The sequence below is a fragment of the Candidatus Baltobacteraceae bacterium genome, from assembly GCA_035502855.1.
In the GTDB taxonomy this organism is placed as follows: domain Bacteria; phylum Vulcanimicrobiota; class Vulcanimicrobiia; order Vulcanimicrobiales; family Vulcanimicrobiaceae; genus Aquilonibacter.
The window spans coordinates 1-19,313 of sequence record DATJTX010000022.1 but is presented as its reverse complement, the minus strand read 5'-3'; the positions used below and the strand labels follow the sequence as shown (position 1 = coordinate 19,313).

The window sequence follows — 19,313 nt, the reverse complement described above, 5'->3', positions numbered from 1 at the left end:
GATGAGAAAGACGCTGCTGTTGCTGCCGGGTCCCGTTCCGGTAGCGCAACCCGTGCTCGAAGCGATGGCGTGGCCGATGATCAATCATCGCGGTCCGGAATTCGCCGAGTTGCTCGCCCGGCTGGAACGCGGAATGAAGCCGTTGTTCGGCACGGACGGTGACGTATTCTTCTTGGGCTGCTCCGGTACCGGCGGATTGGAAGCCGCGGTTGCCGCCGTGTTTTCACCGGGCGATCGCGTGCTTTCGTGCCCGGTCGGCGTCTTCGGAAAACGGTTGGCCGAGATCGCGCGCGTGCATGGATGCGAGGTCGAGGTGCTCGAGACGCCGCTGGGCGCCGCGGTCGATCCGGCAGCGTTGCGCGCGCGCCTCCAGCGCGAGGACGCGCGCCGCTTCCGCGGGATCTTGCTCACCCACAACGAGACCTCGACCGGCGTGCAGAACGACATGGAAGCGATCGCCGCGGTCACGCGCGCGCACGGCGCGCTCACGGTGGTCGATTCGGTGAGCGGCCTGGGCGCCACGCGGTTCGCGATGGACGACTGGGGCTACGACATCGTCGTTACCGCCTCGCAGAAGGCGCTTGCCGCGCCGCCGGGCGTTGCGGTCGTCGCCGTCAGCGAGCGCGCGTGGGATGCGATCGCCAAAGCGCGCAGCACGCGCTTCTACTTCGATCTGGGCAAGGCGCGCGAGTTCGCGAGCAAGGGACAGACGCCGTGGACGCCGCCGATCTCACAATTTTATGCGCTCGCGGTCGCACTCGAGCGCTATCATGCCGACGGTCTCGAGGCGAACGTCGAACGCCACGCGGTCTATGCGCGCGCGGTGCGCGCGGCTTTTGAGGCGCTCGGCTGCGCGATCTTCTCGCGCTCCGACGCACATTCGGTCACCGTCGTCGCTGCGTATCCGCCCGACGGCGTCGACGCCGCCACGTTGCTCAAGACGCTGCGCGAGCGCTACGGCGTCGTGATCTCCGGCGGGCAGGGTGAATTGACGGGCAAGATCGTGCGCTTCGGCACGATGGGCGACGTCGCCGAGAACGACTTGCTGGGAGCGATCGCCGCGCTGGAACTGGCGCTGGCCGACTGCGGCGCCGGCGTCAGCTTGGGCGCGGGCGTTGCCGCCGCGGCCGCGGCGCTCACCGGCGCACGCGCGGCAACTGTGTGAGTCGACTGTACGGGTCGTCCCTGGTGGGGCGCTCGCGCAGGCGGCAGAATACGGGTTATGCTTTGCTATTCCGAACGGGGGCAGCTCGAAGCCGCAATCGCCGGTCTCGAGCGTAGCTGGAACCGGCACGACGCCGATGCGTTCGCGAACGGGTTCTCGGTCCACGGCACCCTGATCAACGCGCTGGGCGATCGGCTCGTCGGCCGCGAGAGCATCGCACGGTTCTATCGGCCGCTCTTCGCCACCATCTTCCGCGTCGCGGTGCAGCGCTTTGCCCTGCTCGACGTGACGACGATCGACGACACCGTGACGCTCGCGACGATGTCGTGGCATCTGCAGGGCGAAGAAGGCCCGAGCGGCGCGCCGATCAGCGAACGCTGGGGACGCGCGCACATGGTCTTCGTTTGCATAGAAGGTACCTGGCTGGCGGCAATGATGCACGTTGCGCAGACCGGCGGCGACCATTTCCGGCGCGGCATGCTCAACGTGGTCCGGCTCGAAGGAGCGCTCGATCTCTAACGTCAAAGCGTTCCCTCCCTATGGAACCGGCCGCGGATTTCGGTTCCTTGCTGCGAGGATTTCGCCGCGCAGCGAATCTCTCGCAGGAGGAACTCGCAGAACGCGCTCGTCTGAGCGTTCAGGCGATTAGCGCGCTGGAGCGCGGCGTTCGCCGCGCGCCCTATCGCGAGACGGTCCGTCTGCTCGGTGATGCGCTTCGGTTGAATACGGCGCAGCGTGCCGAACTCGAAGCAGCGGCAAACCAACAACGCGCTCGCGGTGCGAAAGCCGAACGGCCGGTCTCGAAGATGGTGCCGTTCACCCCGCTTCCGCTCACGCCCATCGTCGGGCGCGACGTCGAACTCGCGCTCATCGGTGAAGCGCTGCAGCGACCCGAACTGCGGCTGCTCACCCTGACCGGTCCCGGCGGCGTCGGCAAGACGCGCCTGGCGCACGCCGCCGGTCAGATGTTCGCGAAGCATTTCGCCGACGGCGTCTCGCACGTCGCGCTCGCGGCGATCGCCGATCCGGACTTGTTGCTTCCTGCGATCGCATCGGCACTGCGCGTCCACGACGAGGGCTCCTCGCCGCGCGAGGTTTTGCAGCAATGGCTCGAACCGCGCACGATGCTCCTCGTGCTCGACAACTTCGAGCAGATCGCGTCCGCGGCGTCCGCCTTGACCACGCTGCTGGGCGGCGCGCCCGGAGTGAAAATACTCGTCACCAGCCGCGAACTCTTGCACGTGCGCGGCGAGCATCAGCTGCCCATCGCGCCGCTGGCGTCGGCCGAGGCGGTCGAGCTTTTCATGCAGCGCGCCGAGGCCGACGATCCGGGTTTTAGTCCATCCGCCGCGGAATGCGAAGCGATCGAGCGGATCTGCGCGCAACTCGAAGGGTTGCCGCTCGCAATCGAGCTGGCCGTCGCGCGCCTGCGCTTCGATTCACCGTCGTCGCTGCTTGCCGACATCGACCGCCGCCTGGATCTTCTCGTCGGCGGTGCACGCGATCTGCCCGCGCGCCATCAAACGATGCGCGCCGCGATCGCGTGGAGCTACGAACTCCTCGAGCCGGCGCAGCAGCGCCTGTTCGATCGCTTGGCGCTCTTTGCGGGCGGCTTCAGCAAGAGCGCCGCGCGCGCGGTAGTGACCGACATGCCGGCGATCGAACTCTCGAACGGCATGCGCGCGCTGATCGAAAAGAGCCTCTTGCAGCGCATGCCGCGCAACGGCGGCGAGCCCTGCGTGCGCATGCTCGAGACCGTTCGCGAATACGCGCTGGAGCGGCTCGGCTCGGGTTCGCAGGCGTATGCGGCTCGTCTCGCGTTTGCGCGCTATTTGGTCGATCTCGCGGAGACGGCGGAACGAGCGCTGGTCGGGAAGGAGCAAGGAGATTGGGTCGCGCGTCTCCACGTCGAGCGCGATAACATTCGCAACGCGCTCGCGTGGACGCGCGAAGCCGGTGAAGCCGAACTTGGCCTGCGCTTGGGCGGCGCGCTGTGGCGATACTGGACGCGCCAGGGACAATTGCACGAAGGGCTCGAGTGGCTCTCCAGCCTCCTCGCGCTGCCCGACGCCGGTGCGTGCGCGCCGACGACGCGGGGGCGGGCTTTGCTCGCGGCGGCGATGCTTGCGCAGCGCGCCGGCAAGGTCGAAGGCGTCGCGCCGATGCTCGAAGAGAGCCTTGCATGCGCGCGCGAGAGCCGCGATGCGCAATTGGAATTCACCGCCTTGAACAGCCTGGGCGTTCTGGCGCGGGCGGAAGGCAACTACGCGCGCGCGCAAGAGCTCTTTGAGGAGAGTCTGCGCATCCGCCGCTTGGCGGGAACGCCGCGCGACGTCGTCGTCGCGCTGAACAACCTTGGCGCCCTTCTCCTGACGACCGGCGCGCTCGAGTTGGCGGAAACGCTGATCGAGGAGAGTCTCGCGCTCGAGGGGGCGACGTCGGACCCGTGGGCGTACTCGATGTCGCTGCACAACCTCGGTGAACTGGCGCGCAGTCACGGCGCATACGATCGCTCGATCGATCTCTTGAATCAGGCGCTGGCGCTGCGCGAGGAGACGCGCGATGGGCTGCGCGTCGTTCAAACGCTCTACGCCTTGGGCGATACGATGCGGGATTGTCAGCGAATCGACGAGGCGCGCGACTATTACCTGCGCGCACTGCGGTCGTATCCTCAAATCGCCGATCCGCTCGAGGTGGCGGCGAAGCTAGGGAAGCTCTGAAGAAGTCGCTGTACCGATCGCAAGGAGCATTTTCCGGTGCGAATCGAGGCGCATCCGAGGGAGCATAGCAACGCGCTCTGTGGCAACGAAGACCCGCACCGGAAAATGCCTTTGCCCGAAGGGTTATGGCCGCGATGGCGCATCTCCATCGTCGTCGGCTCGGTCACAGAACACCCCGGCTATGCTCCCTCGCCGACTCCTCGGGTCTGCGACCATCGGGGCCATAACGATCGGTGCATGGACTTCTTCAGAGCTTCCCTAGAACGGCTCGGCCGATGAGCCCGTCTACAGGTGGTGGCGGTGGAAGTACGGCCAGAGCGCAGGACGTGCGAACCACGGAATCATCGACTCGATCACGCCGTCGATCCTCGGATCGGGCTGTACGAAATACGGCGCGAGTCGCGACTGATGCAGATCGCCCCGGATGTCCCGCGAGAGCGGAAAGAAGAGCGCGATGAAGAGCACGAGCCAGATCAGCACCGCACCCTTCGCGAAGCCGATCGCCGCGCCGCCAAGCGAATTGCCGATGTTGAGCAGCGGAAGTTTGGCGAAGCGATTGAGCACCCAGGCGATCGCGAGCACCATCGCATAGGTGATGAAACCGCACAGAAACATGCCGATCACGTGCGCCGATCCGGCGCCGAGATGCGTGACGCTTTCGATCCACGGATCGAACGAGCCGTTGTAATACCACGGCGTGATCAGTGCCGCCACCACCGCCACCGCGCCGCCGAGCTCGGATACGAAACCGCGCGAGAAGCCCTTGAACGCCGAGATCAGCAGAACCACGGCGATCAGGATGTCGGGCCAGGGGATGCCGAGGATCACCGGCGGATCGTACCTCCCAATTCGTTGCGTACCGCTTCGACGGCCCGCGCGATCGCGGCGTCGGCTTCTTCGTCGGTTATCGTGCCGTCGTAGCGCCGCATGGTCGCGCGCACCGCGATGCTCTTGCGCCCTTCACCGGCTTGTGGGCCGCGATACTCGTCGAAGACGCGCACGCCGGTGCACAGCTCGCCAATAGCGGAACGTACGACCGCGCCGATGCGTTCCGCGTCGACGTCGAGACCGACGGCGATCGCCAAATCGCGATAGGTCGACGGATAGCGCGACGGCGGACGGTAGACCGGCCGCTGATACTCCGGAATCTTATCGAGATAGATCGAGCACATGTAGAGCGGGAGCCGCGCGTCGAAGGCTCGGCTCAAACGCGGATCGATCTTGCCGAATGCGGCGACCTCCTGACCTCTCCACATCGCGACCGCGCTCTTACCGGGATGAAATCCGCTGCGAGCGTCGCGCGTGGTCTCGACCTCGACGCCGCTGATCGCGCGGATCAGCGCTTCGACGTCGCCCTTCAAGTGCAGAAAGTGCGTGTCGTGCCAGGGGGGTTCGTCGAGCGGCTCGGCGGCGAAGCCGAACGCAACCGCCGGAGCTTCGGTCGGCAGGACGCCCTCGTCCAACGTGAAGACGTGACCCAACTCGAAGACGCGGTACGGCCGATCGATTCTAGCGAAATACTCGAACATCCCCGGACCCAGCGCCCAACGCAAAACGCGCTGCTCTTCGGTCAGAGGATTGAGCACGTGCACGATTCGATGGCTCGGCGCCAGACCGGAGCGCTCGACGCGCGTCAACAGCGCGCTGCCTTGCAGCGCGTAGGTCACGATCTCATGGTAGCCGAGCGCAGCCAGCGCGGATGCGAGCTTGTTCTCGAGCGCGTACTCCGCGCTCGTAATCGCATGGGCCGGTATCTGCGGCTCGACCGCTTCGATCGCGTCATAACCCTCCATCCGCGCCACTTCTTCGACCAAGTCGGCCGGAATGATCAGATCACGCCGCCACGCCGGCACCGTGACCGCAATCGTCTCATCGTTCGCCTTGGTCGCGCACCCGAGCAGTTGCAGATGCCGCGCGATGCGCTCGGTGGACAAGTCGAGTCCGAGTAGGCGCGCGACCTCACCGCGCCTCAACTCGATCGTCGCCGGCTGCGGCAGCCGCTCACCGAAGATCTGCGGGGCAAATGCGTGCGCGCCCAACCCGACCAGCAGTTGGGCCGCGCGCGCGGCTCCGATATCGGCAAGAATCGGCGCCGGCGCCTTTTCATGCCGCGACGAGGCCTCGGTGCGCAGTCCGAGCGCGCTCGACATCCGGCGCACGCGTGCGCCGTTGAAGTTGGCGGATTCGAGAATGATCCCGCGCGTCGAATCGCGCACTTCGCTCGTCTCGCCGCCCATCAATCCGGCAAGGCCGAGCGCGCGGCGGGTATCGGCGATCACCAGCATCTGCTCGTTCAACGTGCGCTCGACGCCGTCGAGCGTCACCAGTTTCTCGTCCGCGCGCGCGTCGCGCACGACGAAGCGCCGCTGCGCGACCTCCCGCTCGTCGTAAAAATGCAGCGGCTGACCGGTTTCGAACATCACGTAGTTCGACACGTCGACCAAATTGTTGATCGGGCGCTGCCCGCATAGGGCGAGGCGCACGCGTACCCAAGCCGGCGCCGGCGCGACCGCGATGCTCTCGAAGCGTTGCGCGATGAACCGCGTGCAGTCGGGCGATTCGATCTGCACGCTCGGCGGCGTCGGATCGTCGTCCACGCCCGGATTTTGGAACGAAGGCAGCCGAAGCGGCACGCCGTACGAGGCCGCCAGCTCGCGCGCGAGGCCGATTACGGCCATCGCGTCGACGCGATTGCTGGTGATCTCGACGTCGAGCACGTCGTCGCGCAGTCCGAAGAGCTCGACGACGTCGGTACCGAGCGGCGTGCCGGCGTCGAGCTGCATGATGCCGTCTTCGAACCATTCCGCCGGCAGCGCGAGCTCGTCGGCGGAGATCATCATCCCTTGGGAATCGATACCGCGCATCTTGCGCGGCTCGATTGTGAGCAACGGCAGCTTTGCTCCGATCGTCGCGACCGCGATCGTCTGTCCGGCGGCAACGTTCGTCGCGGCCGTGGCAATGGTGAGCGGATTGCGGGCGCCGACGTCGATCGAACCGACCTGCAGACGGTCGGCGTTGGGATGCTTCTCGAGCGCGGCGATCTTGCCGACGACGACACCGCTGATCGCCGGCCGGCGGATGATTTCCGCGACCGGAAAACCGAGCATCGCCAAGCGATCGGCGATCGCTTGCGCGTCGCCCGGGAGGTCAACGTATTCACGCAACCACGAGATTGGAACGCGCACTCAACAACCTTCTTAAGCGAGTTGGGCCAAGAAATCGGGATCGCTTTCGACGAAGCGGCGGATGTCATCGATTTCGTAGCGCGCGAGCGCGATCCGTTCGATGCCGAAGCCGAACGCCCAGCCGGTGTACACGCCGGTGTCGTACCCAACTTCGTGCAGGACGTTGGGATGAACCATGCCCGAACCGCCGAGTTCGATCCAGCCCGAACCGCCGCACATGTTGCACGATTCCGACCGCCCCTTGCACTTGGGACAGGTGGTGTCGAATTCCGCGCTCGGTTCGGTGAATGGAAAGAACGACGGCCGGAAACGGACCGATTGATCCTCGCCGAAGAGCTCGCGGCACATGCCGGTGAGCATGCCTTTGAGGTGCCCGAAATGGATGCCTTCGGCCACCAGCAGCCCTTCGATTTGATTGAACTGAAAGAGGTGGCGCGCATCGACCGCGTCGCGCCGGTAGCAGCGCCCCGGCGCCACGATGGCGATCGGCGGGCGATAGGTTTGCATCGTACGGATCTGCATCGGCGAGGTGTGCGGCCGCAGCAGCAGTGTTTCGGTGATGAAAAACGAGTCGAAGCCTTCGCGGGCGGGATGGCCGGCTGGAATGTTCAGCGCGTCGAAGTTGTAATAGTCCGGTTCGATTTCCGGGCCGAGTACCACCGCAAATCCGCGCCGCTCGAAATACGAAGCCGCGTCGCGCAGCACGCGTCGAATCGGATGAATCGTTCCGAGCGTGGCCGGAATCGCGGGAAACGTGACGTCGATGCGTTGCGCGAGGTCGCTCTCGAACTCGCGGTTTTGCAGGCGTGCTTGCGCGTTCGCAAGCTCGTCTTCCATCTGCTCGACCGCGCGATTGATCAGCATCCCGGCATCGCGGCGCTGCGCCGGCTCGAGCCGTCCGATGCCGCGGCGCAGCAGCGTTACTTCGCCGCTGCGGCCGAGAAACGCGACGCGCGCGGCGTCGAGTTCGCGTTCGTCGGCTGCTTGGGTGACCGCCGCGCTGAAGCGGAGGCGGAAATCGTTCAGTTGGGTTTCCAAATTCGAAGCGCCCGGCTGCATATACCGGGCGCTTTCGGGAACTGGACGCTTACTTCTTGGTCAGCTTGGGCTTGGCACCGGATCGATCCGACGGTAGGCCAGATAGGCGCTGATCGAGCCCGTTTGGGCGAAAAGTCTCCAGAAGAGATCGCTGGTTGCCATTGCTTGCTGACGTCTCCTTCCAGGCGCGGAGCGGCCTAAAACCATTGGAATGTCGAGATTGTACCATGCGACTTTTAGTGCGGGTAGTCTTGACTTTTCGGCCCTGCGAGACTCTCTTGACAACGCCGAGCGACCACGTACAAAGCAACCGACCCGGCTACCGCGGCATTGAGCGATTCTGCCCCCTCGTTCATGGGGATTCCGGCCAACCGGACCCCGGGAAGCTGCCAGAGACCAAGCCCCCGGCGTTCGTGCCCCACGATGAGGACGGCCGGCGTCCGCACCTCGACCCGCTCGAGGTCCGGCGCCCCGGCGGCCAGGCCCAGCACGCTGAAGCCGGCGGCTCGCGCCGCGGCCATGAAGTCGCCGGCGGACGCGATCGCATGGGGCAGCCGGAAGATCGAGCCCATCGCCCCGCGCACGACTTTGGGGTGATAGGGGTCCACCCCGAGGTTTCCGTGCACGACGCCGCTGGCGCCGAAGGCCTGCGCCGAGCGCACCAGCGCGCCCACGTTCCCGGGATCGTTCAAATCGGCCAGGGCCAGGACCAGCGGTCCCTTCAAAAGCGCGTCCACGTTGCTCGTCTGCTGCCGAGCCACGGCCACCAGGCCGGTCGGCGTCTCGAGGTCGGAAATCTTTCGTAGCGTCCGATCGTCGACCACGTAGACCGGGACGCCGCGTTCGTCGAGTTCCCGGACGAGGGCGTTGCCCTCCAGCACCGGTTCGGTGACGTAGAGTTCTTCGATCGGGACGTGGCTGCGGAGCGCCTCTTGGAGCAGGGTCGGTCCCTCGAACGCGAAACGTCGGTGCTCTTTGCGGCCCTTTACGCTTTGCAACTCGCGAACGCGTTGGACGCGTTCGGCATGCGCGCCGGTCAGCGTCGCCATCGCGCCCTGGTAGCGATCATTACGAGCGCCGCAATGACGGCCGCTAGCACGTCGGCGATTTTATCGTTGAAGTGATGCGGAACGACGAAGATATTGAACGCGTAGACGAGGACGACAAAAATCGCGAAGAAGTACGCGAGCCACGCGATTTCGGCGACAATCGATGAGCGCTTATGCCACACTAAGGAGAGTTTATGGACGACACGCCCCAAGTCATCTCGTCGCACGAGCGCTTCGAGGGTCGGGTTTTTCGCGTTCGCACCGACGAGATCGAGTTCGCCGACGGTGCGAGAGCGAGCGTCGACGTGGTCGAACATCGCGGCTCATACGCCCTGATCGCGACGCCCTCGCCGGACGAGCTGGTGCTGGTCCGGCAATACCGTCATCCGGTGCGGCGCGAATTGTGGGAAATCCCAGCCGGCACGGCCGATCCCGGCGAGAGCGTCCTCGAGGGCGCCCTGCGCGAACTGGCCGAGGAAACGGGCTACCGGGCGGCGGCGGCGCGCCTGCTTGGAAGCTTGTATATGACGCCCGGATTCTGCGACGAGATCATGCATTTCATACACGCCGACGCACTTACGGCCGGTAGGCAGAACCTCGATGACGACGAGCGGATCGCTGCTCGAAACTTTACAATCGAGCAAGCGTGGGCACTGGTGCGGCAAGGTGAAATCGCAGACGCCAAGACTCTGCTTGCTTTGACGTGGATGCGTGGTTCAAGGGGTGAACTTGCGGCGCTGGGTGCCGATAATTGAGGTACGGGTTACGGCTGCAGCGCGCGATACACGTTGCGGCCGTTGACCATGGAGGAAGACGTGGAAGTACCTCGCGACATCGATGCCGTTTTGCGGCGTCTTCTGGAGCAAGGCTCATTTGGCGGCGACACCGATCAATCGGCGCTCGCTCCCGAAGATGAGTCGTACTTGTCATCGCTGATTGCGTCGGTTCGCTGCGGTCGTCGTGCAGTGCTCATCGTGGAAGACGCCGACGAGCGCCTGCGCTACATGTTCAGCAACGCCACCCGCGCCGAAGCCGTAACCATGCTGGGCAAAGTGGTCGAAGCTACCGGACGCCGCCTCTCGGACGGCGACGAATAAAAGCCCCGATCGCGTCATCTCATCGTTTTACGGCACCAGCAGAAGTTCGTTGATTTTTCCGTCGGGCGTCAGGCCGAAACGATAATGATAGGTTCCATGCTCAAAGCGGACCAAGAACTCGTAGATCGTACTTCCATCGTTTCCACTCCAACTCGCAACCGGAATCACGTCCAGCGGCCTTCCTAGCGCCGCAAAATTCGCATGCGCTACGAGCGCATCGGTGAGATAGGCCGAGAACGCCGGCGTCAACTGCGTTCGATCGATCTTCCGGTCGGCAATGCGCGTGAGCCACTCTTTGGCGCGGGCGACGATCGTGTTGTCCATGTGGGTGCGCGCGGGCGGCGCGACGATGTCTAAAACTTCGGCGGCGACCTGCTCGGGCGCGATGACCGCATGCGAACGAAAATCGTCGGTGTTGGCGAGGACGATCACCGCGACGTGATCTTCGGGCAGCAGCGCGTTCATCGCGTGATAGCCGGCCAACTCGCCGTTGTGCCACATGTACGGCCGGCCGTTGCGCTCGTCGATCACCCATCCCATACCGTATTGGAATGCTCCGGGGACGTCGGTGGGCGTGAACATGTCGCGCACCGCGTCGACGCGCAGCAGCAGCGGCATACCGATGTCCCACTTGGCGAGATCGTAGAGGTTGGTGACGATCTCGCCGTCGCCGAAGAGCCAAGCCGGATCCCACGGCTTCGTGCGTTCGAAATCTCCGGGCGCTCCCGTATAGCCGACGGCGTGCTGCGGCGAGATGCCGGTATCGCCGGCGCAGAAGGTTTGGTTCATCAGCAGCGGCAGAAAGATATGCTGCTGCAGATAATCCGAGAGGGGGACGCCGCTCGCCCGTTCGACGATCAGGCCGGCAATCGCGTAGTTGAAGTTGTTATAGCGGAATTGCGAGCCCGGCGTTGCCACGAGTTTGAGTTTATCCATCGCCGCGACGAGGCGATCGAGTTTGATGCTCTTGGTGCGGTCCTGGTCGATTGCGGCTTGCGATTCGTCGGGAAGCCCGGAGGTTTGGTTCAACAGCTCGCGGATCGTGACGCCTTTGGCGATCGACAGTTCTGGAACGAAGCGGGTAACCGGATCGTCGAGCTTGAGTTTGCCGTCCTGTTCGAGCAAGAGGATCGCCGCCGCCGTAAACTGTTTGCTGATCGAGCCGACGTAGGTTTGGGTCGAAGGATCGAAACGGCGATGATGCGCGAGGTCGGCAAAACCGAATCCACGTGTGTAAACGATACGACCGTTCTCGACGACGCCGAGCGCAAAACCGGGCGAGCGCTTGGCTTGGATGAGCTGTGTGCCGAGGTCATCGATCCGATGCTCCATTCTCGCCGTAAAGAGCACCGCGGATAGGGCAATGCCGGGAAGCATGCTGCGCTTTTCGGCTAGAAAGCGAGCTGGGCCTGGCCTACCACGCGTCCATCGAGCATCAGTGAGAGTTGATTCATGCGATGACTCTTGGGCAAGTAAAGGAGCGCTACGTCGCCGTGCGGCATCGCGAAGCCGAGCATCGTTTGGGTCCCGTCGTGCGGCCACAACAGCGCAAGCGGGCGTTTTGCTCCGCGAATCACGACCATGTACCACGAGCCGTCAGGTGCGTACATCACGCGTGCGTCGGCGCCGGTAAAGCTGGCCGTTCGATGCGGGAGCATTGCTACGCGCGCCACGCCTTGCGCATCGGCGATCATCGCTTGGTGCATCGCAAGGTTCTGCTCGAGCAAATAGCCCGCGGGAAGCAGCGCGATCACGATTGCCGCCGCGAATGCAAGGCGCAGCGGAGCACGCACGGGCTGCGCCGCGCGCGGAGCGCGCAGCGGCGAGGGCGGATCGAGCCGGGCCTGCGCAGACACCATCGCGGTGACGTCGGCTTCGGCTTGCGCGAGCAGGCGGCGGCACGCGTCGCAAACCTCGAGGTGCTTTTCGACGCCGCGCTGCTCGTGCGGTTCGAGCGCACCGAGAGCGTAGAGCGCGGCGAGTTCTCCGAGATGACCGGTCATTCGCTTGCTCCGAGCGCCGCGCCCAGCTTGCGCAGGCCGAGCGCGATGCGGCTTTTGACCGTGCCCAGCGGTTCGCTCAGCTCGCGTGCGATCTCAACGTGTGTCTTGTGCTCGTAGTACGCAAGTTCGAGCGGCCGGCGCTGCTCGGGCGGTAGCGCCCGCATTGCGGCGCGCAGGCGATCGTGCTCGATCACGTCGGCCACGTTCAACTCGTCGTGTTCTTGCGGTTCGGCTGCGACGCGCTCTTCGAGCTTGCGGCGGCGCGCTTTGGAACGCAACCGCGTAATCGCCTCGTTGCGCACGCACACGGTCAGAAAGCTGCGAACGGCGCCGCGCGAGCGCATGTACGAGTCGGGTGAACGCCACACGCGGGCCAAGGCGTCGTGAACGCAATCCTGCGCGTCCTCGGCATTTCCGAGCACGTGGTAGGCGGTCGAGTACAGCAATTTGCCGAAGCGCGCGTACGCTTCATCGAATGCCCAGCGCTCTTTGGCCGCGAATGCCGCCGCGAGCGCCTCGTCGTCGAGGACGGGACGCATAGAGCGGGGGCGTTCGACGGGGAGCGCGCTCATTACCTAGGGAACGCGCCGCGCCCGCCGATGGATCATAATATGGGAATCACGCTAGCTGCGGCGCTGATCGCGGCGCTCGCTGTAGGGCAGCCCGTGGGCCCCGATCACGTCGGCTGTAACGTGACCGAGCAGCTCGTGGAGCACTGGCATCCGCACCTGACGATCGAGCATCGCGGCGCGCAGGTGCGCGTTCCGGCGCAGATCGGCTTCGTGCAAACCGGCGGCATCGTGCTCTGTCTGTATTGGCTGCATACGCACGACGACTCCGGCACCATTCACGTCGAATCGCCCATTCCCAAAGTGTTCACGCTCGGCGATTTCTTCGCGGTGTGGGGACAGCCGCTTGCGAGGACGCGAGTCGGACCGTACCGCGGGCACGTGCGCGCGTACGTGAACGGCGCGCCGTATACGGGCGCGCCGCAAAACATTCCGTTGCTCGACGGCGAGCAGATTCTGCTACGGATCTAAGGAAGCTCTGAAGAAGTCCATGCACCGATCGTTATGGCCCCGATGGCCGCAGACCCGAGGAGTCGGCGAGGGAGCATAGCCGGGGTGTTCTGTGACCGAGCCGACGACGATGGAGATGCGCCATCGCGGCCATAACCCTTCGGGCAAGGGCACTTTCCGGTGCGGGTCTTCGTTGCATCCTCGGTCACAGAGCGCGTTGCTATGCTCCCTCGGATGCGCCTCGATTCGCACCGGAAAATGCTCCTTGCGATCGGTACAGCGACTTCTTCAGAGCTTCCCTCGGCGCTCACCTCCTTGCACAAAAATACCTTCGTTCGGGTGTACCGGGCGCTCTCACCGACCGGTCAGAATGCTGCTAGGGGGTGTGTCTCATGGCGTTCAGACCGTTTCTCGTTCTTTGCGTCCTCGCGCTCGCATTGGCGTCCTGCAGCGGGCATTCATCGCCGGGTTCCTCCGTCGGCAGCGTGCTGCCGCAAACGGCGCGCCACCCGGATGCGACCTCGAGCGTCGTCTCGCTCGGAAGTTACAATATCAATCCGGCGCACGTCTACGTGGCCGGAATTTCATCCGGCGGTTTCATGGCCGTGCAGTTGCACTTTGCGTATTCGGGAACGTTCAAAGGCGCGGCGATCTACGCCGGCGGCCCCGATTACTGCGCGCAAGACAGCGAGGCGACGGCGATCGACGACTGCGGCGGCGCAGGCCTGTACGGGAGCGAACTCTCGCCATCGGAAAGCTACATCAATTCCAACCAGGATACGTCGGGCATGGATCCGGTGAGCAACATCAGCGGGCAGAAGGTGTATCTGTGGTCCGGCACCGGTGATACGATCGTCAATCCGAAGACGATGAACGACCTGGAAAGCGAGTACGAGCACTACGGGGCGAGCGTGAAGTACGACAACACGTTCGACGCGGAGCACGGTTGGGAGTCGCCCTACGGAACGGTCTCGTGCGATACGGCCGAGAGCCCGTATATGATCGTGTGCGATCAAGGCAGCACCGCATACGATTCCGAAGACACGTGGCTGACGCTGTTCCTCGGAACGCTCAATGCGAAAAACACCGGAACGCTAACCGGTTCGCTGCTGAACTTCAACCAAGATCCGTTCGGCGGCGGTTCAAACGATCTCGATACGAACGGCTGGGTCTTCGTACCGAAGAGCTGCGCGAGCGGCACGCAGTGCTCGCTGGTCGTGGCGCTCGACGGCTGCGAGATGTATCAAGCCGCAATCGGGACCGATTTCGTGACCGAGTCCGGGCTCGATCAGTGGGCCGATACCAACAACATCATCGTGCTCTACCCGTATCAAACGACCGGCGGAAGCAATCCCGACGGCTGCTGGGATTGGTGGGGTTACACGAATTCGAGCTATGCGCTCAAGTCGGGCGTGCAGATGAGCGCGATCTACGACATGGTCAAGCAGCTCGAGGGCGGAACGGCGACGGCCGCGCCGTCACCGACCGCGTCTCCAACTGCTGCTCCGACCACATCGCCGACGGCGTCACCGAGCGCGACGCCGACGGCAACGCCGACGCCGTCACCGGCACCGAGCGCAACACCGCCGTATTCGCAGAAAGAGACGAACACGGTCGTCGAATTCTATTCCATGGGCTACATCACGCTCGATGAATACCTCGAGCTAGGGCAGGCCTACGGATATGATTCCGATATCACGCTGTACGATTGCGGCGGGACGTGGACGGACTCGTCTACCTGCGGACCGATGACCTACTAAAGCCCGCGTTAGGCGATGGCGCCGACGAACTTCGCCTGATCGACCGCATCGTAGAAGGCGTTCTTCGTTTCGCTGATCCCGTGCGACGCCCACGGATCGATCTGCTTGCGCGCGGTCGGCGCATGGATCGTCGGGCCGACGGCGTCGGCGTAGCTCGATCCGTCGAACGGACCAAAGCCGCGCGACTCCTGATGCGCCATCACGAGCGCGCGCGTAGCATTCGCCGCGGCGCGCGCATCGCTGCGTAACGACGAGGGCAGCGCGGCATCCGAGGCGATCGTATCGTAGAGCGCGATCGCCGGCCGGTCGGCGTGCCAGGGCATGTCGGGCGTCGCGCCGGAGAAGCGCACCATGCCGCTCACCGACGCGACGTCGCGGCGAATCGTCGGGCGGTCCGCGGCGTCGGCGGCGACCGCGTCGTTGAACGTTTTGATCGCGCGCTCGGCGTTCGCAATCTTTGTGGGCGAGAGATCGAGCACGTCGAACGCGGCAGCCGTCCCGAACCATTCGCCGTCGGGTCCCGGGTAACGCACCCGCATCGCGGTGTTCACGACGCTGCGAGCCATGGCGTCGGGATCGCCGGCGTTGCGTGCGATCGCATCCGCGACGCCGGTGGGCACGCCGGGCGAGAGCATCGTCTCCGGGGACGCTGCCAAGTATTTGACCCCAACGCGCGAAAGCGCGTCCGCGAAGCCCATCGTATCCATGAGGCACTGATTGGCGACCACGCCGTCGACGGTGCGGCCGGCGTCTTCGGGATGTTCCTTCGCGTGCAGCGCGACGCCGTCGGCGATCGCTTGGGCCATGTCCGGCATCGACATCACCGCGCCGGTATGCGTCTCGAGTCCACCGCCGTCGCCGCCGCCATGATCGACGAGGTCGATCCACGTCTGCTTCGCGCCGGATTTCTCGGCGCGCTCCAGTGTCTGCGCGACGAACTGCGCGAGATTCGACTCGCTCGCCATGTTGCGCGCTTTTCCGATCTGCGGGTCGGAGATCTGTCCGTCGGCAATGGTGAAGCTGTCCGTGCGCTTGCGGCCTTCGACGAGATCGCCGTCGTCGACGCGCAAGCCGGTCGTGTCTTCGACGGTGAACTCGACGGCCGAATCGGTTCGGCTCGACTGCAGCGCTTGCGCGACGGTCAGTGACTGGGATGCGTCCAAATTGTTATCGCCGTCGCGGTAGATGCCGAACTCGAGCGCGCGACGAGAGGGAATGATCGTGGCCGTTGTGGGTTGCATAAGGCTCCTTTGACACGGGAATGACGAGGTATCGACCTACTGCGCGGCAGCGCCGAAATGGAAGCAGGTGGAAACCCGTATTTTTCGCAATTTGCAACACCATGAAGACGCGTGCTTGTGCGATGGCTGTCTTTTGCGTATTGGGTTCGCTCGCTGCTTGCTCGTCCTCACGCGGGCTAATACCGGCGGCAACACCGATCCCGACGGCGGCGGCAACAGCGACCCCCTCGCCGGCGCCGGGCGTGGTGACGCTCTCTTCAAGCAGCTTGGCATTCACCGCAACCGGAGCCGGCAACGCGCAAACGGTGACGGTGACGCAAGCCAGTTACAGTGGCGTCTTCACGCCGTCGACGACGAACTGCACGGGCATCGCGACGATCTCCCCCGCCAGCGGCACGTCGTTTTCGGTGACGCCGGTCGCCGCGGGAAGCTGCACGTTCACGATTACCGGCGGCGGCGGGCAGAGCGCCACGCTCACGATCGGCGTCACGACCACCACGGTGGGAGGCTCGTAAGATGCGCGGGCTTGCACTGGTCGCGATCGCGGCGCTTCTCGCCGGATGCGGCGGCGGCGGATCGACGCCCGGCGTCGTCACGCGGCCGCTTGCGCAAGCGACCGGGCAACCGTCCCCCAAGGCACCGCAGGACGTCAGCGTGTCGTTCACGATCGTCGTGCCCACCGCGAGCGGCGCACACGCGCGGCGCGTGCCGGACTACGTTTCCGCGTCGACCAAATCCGCCACGATCGCGGTCGGCAGCGCAACGCCGACCACGGTGAACTGCACCGCGACGTGCAGCGGAACCGTGAGCGCACCGGTCGGCAGCGACATGTTCACCGTGAACCTCTACGACGCGACCAACGGCACGGGTGAACTGCTCTCGACCGGCACGCTGACGCAAACGATCGTTGCGAATACCGCCAACAGCGTGAACGTAACCTTTAACGGCGTGGTCGCCTCGCTCGCGATATCGCTTGCGTCATCGACGGTCACGCCGGGGATCGCCGGTTCGGACGGCGTCACGGTGAACGCGCTCGATGCCGACGGCAACACGATCGTTGGCCCCGGCGTCTACGTGAACGCAAGCGGCACGCCGGTGACGATCGCGCTGAGCAACTCCGATGCGAGCGGCAACTCGACACTCTCGCAGACCTCGGTCACGCAGCCGACCACCGGGATCGAGCTGAACTACACCGCTGCGTTCGATGCGAACCCGACGATCTCGGCCGCGGCGAGCGGATTCACCACGGCGAACGCAGCCGTGCATTTCCCTACGCCGACGCTCACGAACTTGAGCGCGGTCAGCGGCGTAGCCGGCAATACCGTGAGCGAGACCGTGACCGGCACGAACTTCGTGAGCGGAAACACGAGCGTAGCGGCGGGTGCCAACGTCACCGTGAGTAGCGTGAACGTGACGAGTTCGACCTCGTTGACGGCGAGCTTCGTCATCGGCGGCGGCGCGGCGTTCGGTTTGCAGAACGTGAGCGCTACGACGGGCAACGGAACGAGCGGCACGTTTCCTTTTGCCATTGGAACCAGTGCGATCGCGGTTACACTCGATACCGACAGCAATCCGGGCACGCCCGCGGGAACCGGTTCGGGCTCGGCGGGCGATTTGCGCAGTGCGATCTTCGCGGCCGATGCCGCGTCCGGCAGCGTGATCACGTTCAGCAGCTGTACCGTGGGTTCGCCCTGTGAGATCACGCTCAACGGTCCATTACCCCCGATCACGGCGAACACGATCATCGACGGCGGTACCTACGGAAACGTCATCATCAACGGCAACAATACGTACCGCGCTTTTTGGGCCGAGAACGGCACGATCGAACTCGCAAATCTCGAGATCGAGAACGCCCTCGCGCAAGGCGGGAACGGCAGCGGACCGGAGATCGGCGGCGGCGGCGGGGCCGGTTTGGGCGCGGGGCTCTTCGTCGACGCTGCGACGGTGAGCGTGGTGAACGATCTGTTCAGCAGCGCGAGCGCGGTCGGGGGCACCGGCGGTAGCTTTTCGGCGAGTGAGAACGACGGCGGTGGAGGCGGCGGGCTCGCGGGCAACGGTGGATCCGACGCGTCCGGTTACGGTGGTGGCGGCGGCGGCGGCATCGCCGGCGCCGGCGGGAACAGCAACGCATCGGGTGGTGGCTCCGGTGGGGTCGGCTTCAACGGTGCAAACGAAGGGACCGGCGGCGCCTTTTCCTCGGGCGGAAACGGCGGCGGCGGCGGAAGCGGCAGCTACGGCGGCGGCGGTGGGGGCGGCGGCGGAAGCGGCACCAGCTCGGGTGGCGCGGCTGGAGCCGGCGGCTTCGGTGGCGGGGGCGGTGGAGGCGCCGGCATTGGCGCCGTGCGCGGAGGTGGTGCAGGCGGCTTCGGCGGGGCTGGCGGCGGTGCCAGCCCTGTAGGCGGATCCCACGGCGGTTCCGGCGGACCAGGCGGCGGCGGTGGCGGCGGCGCGGCAGCGGCTGGTGGAGCTGGTGGCGCGCTCTCGGCAAGCCTGGCCGGCGGCGCGGGCGGAGGGACCACGAGCCCGGGCGGCGGTGGCGGCGGCGCGGCGGCCGGCCCCGCAATCTTCGTGAACACCGGAACGCTGACGATCCTCAACAGCTTCTCGAGCGGCTGCTCCGCGACCGGCGGGGCAGCCGGTACCGGTTTTGACAGCGCGAACAACGGGAGCCCCGGCGGCAGCGATGCGACGCCGGTCTTCAACTACGGCGGCACGGTGAACGGCGTGAGCGTCACCGCCGGCAGCGGCGGCCCGGTCACCGGCGTGCTAGGCAGCGGGACTCCATAGGAGACTGCGGCGCACGTCTACCGCACGGTCTGTTTGACGGCCGGGCGCTGCGAATTGTACAATTCGCACGTTATGGCGTTAGAGTACAGTGAAGTGGCGGCAACCGAGTTGCGCGATCATGCAAGCGAGATCGTGAATCGTGTCGCCTATGGCGATGAAGAGCTGGTTCTGACGCGCCGCGGCAAACCGGTGGCGGCGCTCGTTTCACTCGCCGCACTCGAGAAGCTTCGTCGGATTGAAGACGAAGAG

At 65.2% G+C, this 19,313-nt stretch carries 18 protein-coding genes; 9 read left to right on the top strand and 9 right to left on the bottom strand.

Annotated features, from left to right (window positions below; genetic code table 11):
- The first annotated feature begins 1 nt into the window (after window position 1).
- Genes VMF11_07950 through VMF11_07940 form a run of 3 tightly spaced genes read left to right on the top strand, consistent with a single transcriptional unit; the run spans window position 2 to window position 3,885 of the window.
- Window positions 2-1,165, top strand: coding sequence for an alanine--glyoxylate aminotransferase family protein (locus VMF11_07950; protein HTU70242.1), 1,164 nt, complete (start codon window positions 2-4; stop codon window positions 1,163-1,165).
- Between the two features lie 57 nt (window positions 1,166-1,222).
- Window positions 1,223-1,684, top strand: coding sequence for an SgcJ/EcaC family oxidoreductase (locus tag VMF11_07945; GenBank protein HTU70241.1), 462 nt, complete (start codon window positions 1,223-1,225; stop codon window positions 1,682-1,684).
- A gap of 47 nt (window positions 1,685-1,731) precedes the next feature.
- A complete protein-coding gene (locus VMF11_07940; protein HTU70240.1) occupies window positions 1,732-3,885 on the top strand; it encodes a tetratricopeptide repeat protein in 2,154 nt (717 codons plus the stop codon).
- A gap of 285 nt (window positions 3,886-4,170) precedes the next feature.
- Here VMF11_07940 and VMF11_07935 read toward each other — a convergent pair whose 3' ends face one another.
- The 5 genes from VMF11_07935 to VMF11_07915 all read right to left on the bottom strand — a co-directional run bounded on the left by VMF11_07935 (window position 4,171) and on the right by VMF11_07915 (window position 9,339).
- Window positions 4,171-4,713, bottom strand: a complete 543-nt coding sequence (locus tag VMF11_07935; GenBank protein HTU70239.1) for a CvpA family protein — start codon at window positions 4,711-4,713, stop codon at window positions 4,171-4,173.
- Complete coding sequence (gene pheT, locus VMF11_07930; GenBank protein ID HTU70238.1) at window positions 4,710-7,070, bottom strand: phenylalanine--tRNA ligase subunit beta; 2,361 nt, start codon at window positions 7,068-7,070, stop codon at window positions 4,710-4,712. Before pheT ends, VMF11_07935 begins: the two co-directional genes overlap by 4 nt.
- A 12-nt stretch (window positions 7,071-7,082) precedes the next feature.
- The gene (gene pheS, locus VMF11_07925; GenBank protein ID HTU70237.1) at window positions 7,083-8,129 is read right to left on the bottom strand and encodes a phenylalanine--tRNA ligase subunit alpha; all 1,047 of its coding nucleotides are present in this window, start codon (window positions 8,127-8,129) and stop codon (window positions 7,083-7,085) included.
- A gap of 215 nt (window positions 8,130-8,344) precedes the next feature.
- Entirely contained in the window at window positions 8,345-9,157 is an 813-nt protein-coding gene (locus VMF11_07920; GenBank protein ID HTU70236.1) for an RNA methyltransferase, read from the bottom strand.
- Window positions 9,145-9,339, bottom strand: a complete 195-nt coding sequence (locus tag VMF11_07915) for a hypothetical protein (protein ID HTU70235.1) — start codon at window positions 9,337-9,339, stop codon at window positions 9,145-9,147. The genes VMF11_07920 and VMF11_07915 overlap by 13 nt, the downstream gene beginning before the upstream one ends.
- A 12-nt stretch (window positions 9,340-9,351) precedes the next feature.
- Between VMF11_07915 and VMF11_07910 the strand changes: the two genes are divergently transcribed.
- Both VMF11_07910 and VMF11_07905 read left to right on the top strand, forming a co-directional pair.
- Window positions 9,352-9,912, top strand: a complete 561-nt coding sequence (locus tag VMF11_07910) for an NUDIX hydrolase (GenBank protein HTU70234.1) — start codon at window positions 9,352-9,354, stop codon at window positions 9,910-9,912.
- Between the two features lie 60 nt (window positions 9,913-9,972).
- Window positions 9,973-10,254 (top strand): hypothetical protein, encoded by a 282-nt coding sequence (locus tag VMF11_07905; GenBank protein HTU70233.1) that lies wholly within the window; start codon window positions 9,973-9,975, stop codon window positions 10,252-10,254.
- A gap of 27 nt (window positions 10,255-10,281) precedes the next feature.
- Here the strand turns inward: VMF11_07905 and VMF11_07900 are convergent, their stop codons facing one another.
- Genes VMF11_07900 through VMF11_07890 form a run of 3 tightly spaced genes read right to left on the bottom strand, consistent with a single transcriptional unit; the run spans window position 10,282 to window position 12,796 of the window.
- Window positions 10,282-11,631 carry a serine hydrolase domain-containing protein gene (locus VMF11_07900; protein ID HTU70232.1) on the bottom strand — a complete coding sequence of 450 codons (1,350 nt, stop codon included), beginning with the start codon at window positions 11,629-11,631 and terminating at the stop codon, window positions 10,282-10,284.
- Window positions 11,632-11,645: 14 nt separating this feature from the next.
- A complete protein-coding gene (locus VMF11_07895) occupies window positions 11,646-12,257 on the bottom strand; it encodes a zf-HC2 domain-containing protein (GenBank protein ID HTU70231.1) in 612 nt (203 codons plus the stop codon).
- Window positions 12,254-12,796 carry a sigma-70 family RNA polymerase sigma factor gene (locus VMF11_07890; GenBank protein HTU70230.1) on the bottom strand — a complete coding sequence of 181 codons (543 nt, stop codon included), beginning with the start codon at window positions 12,794-12,796 and terminating at the stop codon, window positions 12,254-12,256. The genes VMF11_07895 and VMF11_07890 overlap by 4 nt, the downstream gene beginning before the upstream one ends.
- Before the next feature lie 72 nt (window positions 12,797-12,868).
- Here VMF11_07890 and VMF11_07885 point away from each other — a divergent pair, with 72 nt between their 5' ends.
- Both VMF11_07885 and VMF11_07880 read left to right on the top strand, forming a co-directional pair.
- Window positions 12,869-13,297 carry a hypothetical protein gene (locus VMF11_07885; GenBank protein ID HTU70229.1) on the top strand — a complete coding sequence of 143 codons (429 nt, stop codon included), beginning with the start codon at window positions 12,869-12,871 and terminating at the stop codon, window positions 13,295-13,297.
- 371 nt (window positions 13,298-13,668) lie between these two features.
- Window positions 13,669-15,036, top strand: coding sequence for a hypothetical protein (locus VMF11_07880; GenBank protein HTU70228.1), 1,368 nt, complete (start codon window positions 13,669-13,671; stop codon window positions 15,034-15,036).
- Window positions 15,037-15,044: 8 nt separating this feature from the next.
- Here VMF11_07880 and VMF11_07875 read toward each other — a convergent pair whose 3' ends face one another.
- Window positions 15,045-16,277 carry a hypothetical protein gene (locus VMF11_07875; protein ID HTU70227.1) on the bottom strand — a complete coding sequence of 411 codons (1,233 nt, stop codon included), beginning with the start codon at window positions 16,275-16,277 and terminating at the stop codon, window positions 15,045-15,047.
- A 122-nt stretch (window positions 16,278-16,399) separates the two neighbouring features.
- Between VMF11_07875 and VMF11_07870 the strand changes: the two genes are divergently transcribed.
- Window positions 16,400-16,792, top strand: coding sequence for a hypothetical protein (locus VMF11_07870; GenBank protein ID HTU70226.1), 393 nt, complete (start codon window positions 16,400-16,402; stop codon window positions 16,790-16,792).
- A gap of 1 nt (window position 16,793) precedes the next feature.
- A complete protein-coding gene (locus VMF11_07865; GenBank protein HTU70225.1) occupies window positions 16,794-19,064 on the top strand; it encodes a hypothetical protein in 2,271 nt (756 codons plus the stop codon).
- The last annotated feature ends 249 nt before the right edge of the window (window positions 19,065-19,313 follow it).

What these genes read in the sequence shown, in the direction of transcription:
- VMF11_07950 (HTU70242.1), top strand. Translation starts at nt 2, where the DNA reads ATGAGAAAGACGCTGCTGTTGCTGCCGGGTCCCGTTCCGGTAGCGCAA.
- VMF11_07945 (HTU70241.1), top strand. Translation starts at nt 1,223, where the DNA reads ATGCTTTGCTATTCCGAACGGGGGCAGCTCGAAGCCGCAATCGCCGGT.
- pheS (HTU70237.1), bottom strand. Translation starts at nt 8,129, where the DNA reads ATGCAGCCGGGCGCTTCGAATTTGGAAACCCAACTGAACGATTTCCGC.
- VMF11_07920 (HTU70236.1), bottom strand. Translation starts at nt 9,157, where the DNA reads ATGGCGACGCTGACCGGCGCGCATGCCGAACGCGTCCAACGCGTTCGC.
- VMF11_07910 (HTU70234.1), top strand. Translation starts at nt 9,352, where the DNA reads ATGGACGACACGCCCCAAGTCATCTCGTCGCACGAGCGCTTCGAGGGT.
- VMF11_07900 (HTU70232.1), bottom strand. Translation starts at nt 11,631, where the DNA reads ATGCTTCCCGGCATTGCCCTATCCGCGGTGCTCTTTACGGCGAGAATG.
- VMF11_07895 (HTU70231.1), bottom strand. Translation starts at nt 12,257, where the DNA reads ATGACCGGTCATCTCGGAGAACTCGCCGCGCTCTACGCTCTCGGTGCG.
- VMF11_07890 (HTU70230.1), bottom strand. Translation starts at nt 12,796, where the DNA reads ATGCGTCCCGTCCTCGACGACGAGGCGCTCGCGGCGGCATTCGCGGCC.
- VMF11_07885 (HTU70229.1), top strand. Translation starts at nt 12,869, where the DNA reads ATGGGAATCACGCTAGCTGCGGCGCTGATCGCGGCGCTCGCTGTAGGG.
- VMF11_07880 (HTU70228.1), top strand. Translation starts at nt 13,669, where the DNA reads ATGGCGTTCAGACCGTTTCTCGTTCTTTGCGTCCTCGCGCTCGCATTG.
- VMF11_07875 (HTU70227.1), bottom strand. Translation starts at nt 16,277, where the DNA reads ATGCAACCCACAACGGCCACGATCATTCCCTCTCGTCGCGCGCTCGAG.
- VMF11_07870 (HTU70226.1), top strand. Translation starts at nt 16,400, where the DNA reads ATGGCTGTCTTTTGCGTATTGGGTTCGCTCGCTGCTTGCTCGTCCTCA.
- VMF11_07865 (HTU70225.1), top strand. Translation starts at nt 16,794, where the DNA reads ATGCGCGGGCTTGCACTGGTCGCGATCGCGGCGCTTCTCGCCGGATGC.